The sequence below is a fragment of the Alteromonas sp. AWJ4_197 genome, assembly GCF_056160285.1.
In genome coordinates, this window is record NZ_JBSWWW010000015.1 from 1 (window position 1) to 6,093 (window position 6,093).

Consider the following 6,093-nt stretch of genomic DNA (forward strand, 5'->3'; position numbering starts at 1 on the left):
CGCGACGCCCGCGACGCCGAGACCGCCGCCACCCTGGCCGCCCGGGCGCAGGAAACCCTCACCGAAGGGGCGCCAGCCTCCGGCCTGGCCCTGACCCTGGCCGAGACCGGGACCTTCCGCTACGGCGGGCCCCACGGCGTGCGGGTCGGGGACACCGTCACCATCCGCCTGGCCAACGGCGTGGAGCTCACCGACGTCCTGCGCCAGGCCACCATCACCTGGGACCAGGACGGGCTCGCCGTCGTCCCCTCCGTCGGAGACCGCACCGACGACCCCTCCGCCCAGCTCGCCAAGGCCATCGGCCGTCTGGCCGGCACCGTCCGCGAACTCGCCCGCAGATAGGCAGGTAGACCCTCATGACGATCACCAGCTACGGCTACCGGGGAACCATCGATGAGGTCCAGTGGGCCCGCATGGCCCCGCACATCTCCGCCGCCCGCTACGGCGTCGTCGGCTTCGACGACTGCGCCGTCACCGCCGTGGCCGGCGCTGATCGCACCCTCGAGGTCGCCCCGGGCCGGGCCTGGGGGCAGGGCGTGATGGACGAGCTCAACCACAACCCCGAGCCGCTGCGCGTGCAGCTGCCCGCCGTGGCCTCCGGGTCCCGCTGGGACCTCATCGCCCTGCGCCGGTCCTGGCTGGAAGCCCCGGGCAAGACCAGCCTCGTCTCCGTGCAGGGCACCTCGACGAAGGCTATCCCCGCCAACCGACTGGCCACCGCCGGCGACGTCGACGACCAGCCCCTGGCCCTGGTTCGCGTGGTCGCCGGCCAGTCCGCCCCGGCCGAGATCGTCGACCTGCGCTGCTGGGCCGAGTCCGGCGGCGTGCAGGTCCTCACCGACCTCGCCATGCAGTACCTCGCCTTCCCCGGCTCCATGGTCTGGCTCGACTACCAGACCTACACCTTCAGCCGCGGCACCAACAACGGCTCCCCCTGGGGATGGGTCAAGACCTCGAGCATCGGCATGCGCCACGGCCACCAGCAGCTCTTCGCCGGCTGGGCAGCACGGGGCACCATCACCTCCACCAACGAACCCCCGCGGCGGATCAACAACGCCGACCTGGTTGTCGCGCGCACCGGGGCGACGTTCACGCTCTCCTCCGGGGACTGGACCAACCTCGGGGTGATCCTCTTCAGCGTCACCCAAGCGGCCACGACCCCGCCCACCGGCACCGCCTGGCAGCACTTCCCGGCCATCGTGACCCGCGCCGATGACGCCCCGCAGCTGATCGCCGTGGCCTGGAACAAAGTCGACGGCGCCCTGCGGATCCGCGCCATCCAGGGCATGGGCACCACCACCATCCGCACCGGGGCGAGCATCAGCCTGATCCCGACCTGGACGACCACCGACTAACACAGAAGGAGGGGCGGCATCGTGCTGTTCCGTTATGCCGGCGTCATCGCCATCAACCCGAACACCGACCAGACCGAGATCGTGAAGTCCGCCACCGGCACCGTCCACCTCGACGAGAACTGGGAGACCCCCATCGAGGTGCACGACGTCAACGGCTTCGCCATGACGACGCTGAACACCACGGTGGAGGGGCTCTTCCCGGACTTCTACGTCGCGGACCAGCCCGTTGTCGGCTTCAAGACCTCGAGCGGGCACCGGTTCTACCTGCGGTCGTCCACTCCTGTACCCGGCCCGGCGGGACCGCCGCCTGTGGCCGTGACGGCACTCGAGGGTGCGCTGATATTCGAGTACGAGGACGGCACGAAGGTTCCGGGACCCACGTTGCCCATCCCGGGTCCCGTGTCTGACGCGGATCTCGACGAGGCCATCGATCGTGCTGTGGAAGACGGTCGCATTTCGAGCGGCGGCACGTCGATCGTCGAGGTAGAAGCCGGCGTCTTTGACATCACTGGAACGAACGTCGTCGAGGTTGAGCCCGGCGTCTACGAGATTGGAGCATGAGCATGGTTCGTGTCTACGGAATGGACCCGGGGCGTACGCTGCCGCAGGCCGCGAAGAGGGAGTTGGCGGCAGAGTTCGCCCCCGTGGCGACCTCGCCGGTGGCGGCAGCGATCGCGGACCCCGTGGCGTCGGTGGCCGTGCAGGTACTCGGGGACTCGACGGGCAACGAGGAGACAGAGTGGGTGTACCTCACCCTGCAGCAGGCGGCCGCGTTGCAGCCTGCCTTCGAGGTCCGACACCACGTCTACAACAACGACACCGACAGGATGCCGCGACCGAAGATCGTTCGCGCCGCACCCAACGGGGAAAGGCACCTGCCCATGAACGGGGTGGCCGGTTCCTTCCCGAAGGTCCCGGGTAAGTCGATTACTGGGGATCTAGACATACGCGCCAGGGTCGAGCCGTCCTCCTGGGCTTCCGGTGCTGAGCAGGTCATTGCGGCGCAGTTCCCGGACGCTTCGGCCAATGCGCGGTCTTGGATGTTCACCATCACCGCGTCCGGTCAGCTGGCGTTTCAGTGGTCGACGGACGGCATCGCGTTGCAGACCGTGGCGGCTTCCGGCGCCTGGAGCCCGCCCACTGGGCCGGCGTGGGTGCGGGTCACTCTGGACGTCGACAACGGCTCCGGCTCTCACGTCGTGGCGTTCTCCCAGTCCACCGACGGCACGACCTACACACAAGTCGGGACCGCCGTGACTCGCTCAGGGACGACGACGCTGTTCGGTTCCACCGCAAACTTCCAGATCGGTGGGCGTGGCTCTGCGGACGCGGGCAAGTTCCTCGGGAAGTTCTACGAGGTGGAGATCCGCGCCGGCCTGGGCGACGAGTTCGCGACCCTGGCCCCCTGCCTCCCGGAACACTGGCAGGGCGCGGCTCAGACGGCCTCCCCTGCCGGCTCGCCGATCCTCACGTTCGTCAATGGGTCGTACCCAGGGGCGACCTTCGGATTCCTCAGCGACCCTGCGCGGCTGGGCCGCATGACCCCGAACTACGGTCAGCGACTCATCGTGCTGTCCTCGTCCCACAACGAGGCGTCTTTCCATGGCGACGGGCTGAAGTCGGTGATCCAGACATACGCGTCTGCGGTGGCTGCGCGCCTGCCAGATGTGCCGTTCGGCATCACGACGCAGAACCCTCGCATCGCTCCGGCGAACCGGATCGTGGAGCAGTCGCACCGCCGCCTGGAGTGTCTGTCGTGGGCCCAGGCGTGGGGGTGGACCGTGTTCGACACCTACGCGAAGTACCTGTCCGACTCTCGGGGTGTCTCGGCCCTGTTGCAGTCCGATGGGTTCCACCCGAACACCACTGGGTCGCAGGTGTGGGCCGCTGAGGTGCAGCGCGTACTAGGCATCGCCTAACGGGTCTAGGAGCCGGCACCGTCCAGCTTGAGTGCTGTCTGGACGGTGTCGGCCCACACCTGCGAGCCCTCCTCGTTGGGGTGGAACCCGTCGTCGCGGACTAGACCGGACACGTCGCCGGCGTCCTGGTAGGCCTTGAACACGTCAATGGTGGCGACGTCCTTCCGCGCCCCCCACTGCTCGCGGAACTGGCCCACGATCTCTTCCTGGCGGTCGGCCTGGTCGTCCAGACGCGGGTTCTGCAACGTCACTGCCAGGGCCGGGGCCTCACGCCACTTCCCGATCAGACGCTCCATGAGGGTGTTCATCTCACGTGGGGTGTTGGTCACGGACGTCTGGTTGTGGCCGTGGCTGACGACCACGAGGTCGGAGGCCTCCGGGGCCATGTCGCCGAGGTACTGCAGCGTGTACCCGGTGTGCTTGCCCGAGGCTGAGGCATTCCAGACGACGATCGGCTCACCCTCGCCAGAGATCTCGGTGACGTCGTCGTCGTACTCGTTCGACTCAACGGACCACGTGTGGATCGTCGCTGGACGCCCACTGCTCTCGGCGAGGTCACGGGTGACAATCTGCACCCACTCTTCAGGCGCATCACCGGTCGAGTCGCCCAGCACCGTCAGCACCCAGGGCTCGGACGGATCGTCCAGTTTGCCCACGGACTCTGCTACGGCGGTGAATCTGGTGGGCACGGCCTCCACTTCGACCGCCGCGGGGGGCGTGTAAGCGGCCACCGACTCCGCAGCCTGTGCCTCCGCTCGCTCCTCCTGCACGTACGCGGCCCCTAGGCCTGCAACGAGGAGAGCGCTCAGCCCGATGATCGCAGCGTTGGCGAGCTTCTTGTTCCGTGGCGTCTCCTGCTTCTTTGCGGGGTGTGCAGAGGCAGAGCGGGGGGTGCGTTGCATGAGCGAAATCCTACCGGGCGTCGTCCCCTGAACCGCCTACATGACACGACCACCGTGCCACCCCACGGGGTGGCACTTCACATTGGAGGCCCCATGCCGCACCGGAGACTGGACAGGCATCTCGGCACCCGGGGGTGGATCCTTCTCGTTTGCGCCTGGGTGTGGGGGCTCATCGGCCTGGGCATCCTGCTGCAGGCGGCCAAGACGGGGGAGCCGTCCCTGCTGCATCTTTACATGCCCGTGCCGCTGCGCGTGACCCTGTGGTGGGCGCCGGCGCTGCTCGCGATCTACGGGGCGATCCGTCGGAAGCACCTGCCCGTGGTGACGGCAGCGCTGATCATCGCCCCTCTCATCCGGGTCGCCTCATACCTGTGGGCGTGGATCACCTGGATCGCCCACGAGGTCCCCGCCCTCGACTGGCTGGCGCCCGACTGGGCCGGGGTGCCGTCCGGCTGGTACTCCGCGGCCATGCACCTGCCGCTGATCGCCCTGGTGCTGATCGCTGCGCACAGCAAAGAGGACACCCGGGACGAGGTGAAGTGACATGGAGTGGACGACGATCCCCCACTTCGCCCAGTACACGGCCCCTCTCCTCGGCGCGGTGCACCCTCCGACGTGGGGGGAACTCGGCGTGTACTTCGCCGCGGCCCTCGCGCTCATTGGCGCCGGGTACACGGCCACGGTCACCCGCCGGAACGGCCGGGAGGCCAACGCGGTCACGGCGGCGCAGGCCGCGTGGAAGCGACTGGATGACCTCGAGGACGACATCAAGGACCTCAAGGACGCCCAGAAGGAGACCGCCTCGATCATCTCCGCGTTCACGGTCTTCACTGAGCAGCTGTTCCGGTGGGGCCGCGGCGGCGGCGGGGAACCAGAGCCGACGATCCCCGACAAGCTGCGCGAACGCCTCGAGCACCTGATCCACGACCACGAGGAGAGCTGACCCATGGTGAACATGGCCATCCCCTACCGGGGCCCGGACGGCATGTCCGCCCAGCTCTTCGCCGAGGTGCGGTCCCGGTTCGGCGCCCGCGCCCAGAACCTCGGATACGTCAGCGGCTACCCGGAGGCCGCCCGCCGTGGTGAGACCGGCGGGCACTTCCCCGACGCGCACGGGATCACCCACGCGGTGGACATCGGCGTGGACATCCAGGCCGACGGCACCGGCCTCGACACCCGGGACGCCCTCTGGCTCGCCCACCACCTCCGCGCCCTGGGTGCGGCCGGCAAGCACCCGTTCAGCCGGCGGGGCTACCTGATCCACGACATGTCCGAGACCACCACCCCGCGCCCGCTCATCGCCGGCTTCCACACCGGGTGGAAGTGGCAGCCCTACACCGGGTCGGCGCACTCGGACCACATACACGTCACCACCGGCGGCGACCAGCAGTGGGGCGAGGCCCCGCAGCTCGCCCCCGCGGTCTACAACTCCAAGGCCTCGTGGGGGCTGGCCGCCGCCACCGTCACCCCGCAGAACACCGTGGCCGGCTACTCGCGCCCGGTGCCCAACTTCATCGGGGTATCCCAGAAGTACGGCGACAACCCCACCCAGGACCTCCCGGCCGACCACTGGCTGATCCGCACCTTCGGGAACTACCAGCCGAAGGGCCACACCGGCACCGACTACAACGCCGCCGCCGGCACCGACGTCTACGCCGTGGGCCCCGGCACCGTCCTGTGGGCGGGTCCCGCCTCACAGCTCCCCGGGGACAATTCCGCGGCCGGGTGGGCGTCCCGCTGGTACATCGCCAAGGGCTTCGCCGGCAACGTCCTGGTCATCGACCACGGCCCGTTCCTGGGCGTCTACGCGCACCTGAACCGTCTCGGCTTCTCTGCCGTCTTCATACGGGCTGCGCCGCCGGCTGGGGCGCAGTGATCTGATCGTAGTGGGCGGCCTCGAACTCGGCAGGCGGGACG

The 6,093-nt window shown here is 69.0% G+C and carries 8 protein-coding genes; 7 read left to right on the forward strand and 1 reads right to left on the reverse strand.

Translation table 11 applies throughout. The features are described from left to right. From ACXAGC_RS20025 to ACXAGC_RS20040, 4 genes are all read left to right on the forward strand, one after another. Window positions 1-342: Gp37-like protein (locus tag ACXAGC_RS20025; RefSeq protein ID WP_474846705.1), on the forward strand; the 342-nt coding region annotated here is incomplete at its 5' end. A 14-nt stretch (window positions 343-356) separates the two neighbouring features. Further along, complete coding sequence (locus ACXAGC_RS20030; protein WP_474846707.1) at window positions 357-1,355, forward strand: hypothetical protein; 999 nt, start codon at window positions 357-359, stop codon at window positions 1,353-1,355. Between the two features lie 21 nt (window positions 1,356-1,376). Then, entirely contained in the window at window positions 1,377-1,916 is a 540-nt protein-coding gene (locus tag ACXAGC_RS20035; RefSeq protein WP_474846709.1) for a hypothetical protein, read from the forward strand. Further along, entirely contained in the window at window positions 1,913-3,274 is a 1,362-nt protein-coding gene (locus ACXAGC_RS20040; protein WP_474846711.1) for an SGNH/GDSL hydrolase family protein, read from the forward strand. The genes ACXAGC_RS20035 and ACXAGC_RS20040 overlap by 4 nt, the downstream gene beginning before the upstream one ends. A 5-nt stretch (window positions 3,275-3,279) precedes the next feature. Here ACXAGC_RS20040 and ACXAGC_RS20045 read toward each other — a convergent pair whose 3' ends face one another. Next, entirely contained in the window at window positions 3,280-4,176 is an 897-nt protein-coding gene (locus tag ACXAGC_RS20045; protein ID WP_474846713.1) for an SGNH/GDSL hydrolase family protein, read from the reverse strand. A 93-nt stretch (window positions 4,177-4,269) separates the two neighbouring features. On the opposite strand from ACXAGC_RS20045, the gene ACXAGC_RS20050 reads away from it, so the two are divergent. Genes ACXAGC_RS20050 through ACXAGC_RS20060 form a run of 3 tightly spaced genes read left to right on the forward strand, consistent with a single transcriptional unit; the run spans window position 4,270 to window position 6,052 of the window. Beyond that, entirely contained in the window at window positions 4,270-4,719 is a 450-nt protein-coding gene (locus ACXAGC_RS20050) for a hypothetical protein (protein WP_474846715.1), read from the forward strand. Between the two features lies 1 nt (window position 4,720). Beyond that, window positions 4,721-5,119, forward strand: a complete 399-nt coding sequence (locus ACXAGC_RS20055; RefSeq protein ID WP_474846717.1) for a hypothetical protein — start codon at window positions 4,721-4,723, stop codon at window positions 5,117-5,119. 3 nt (window positions 5,120-5,122) lie between these two features. After that, a complete protein-coding gene (locus ACXAGC_RS20060; RefSeq protein WP_474846719.1) occupies window positions 5,123-6,052 on the forward strand; it encodes a M23 family metallopeptidase in 930 nt (309 codons plus the stop codon). Window positions 6,053-6,093: the final 41 nt, after the last annotated feature.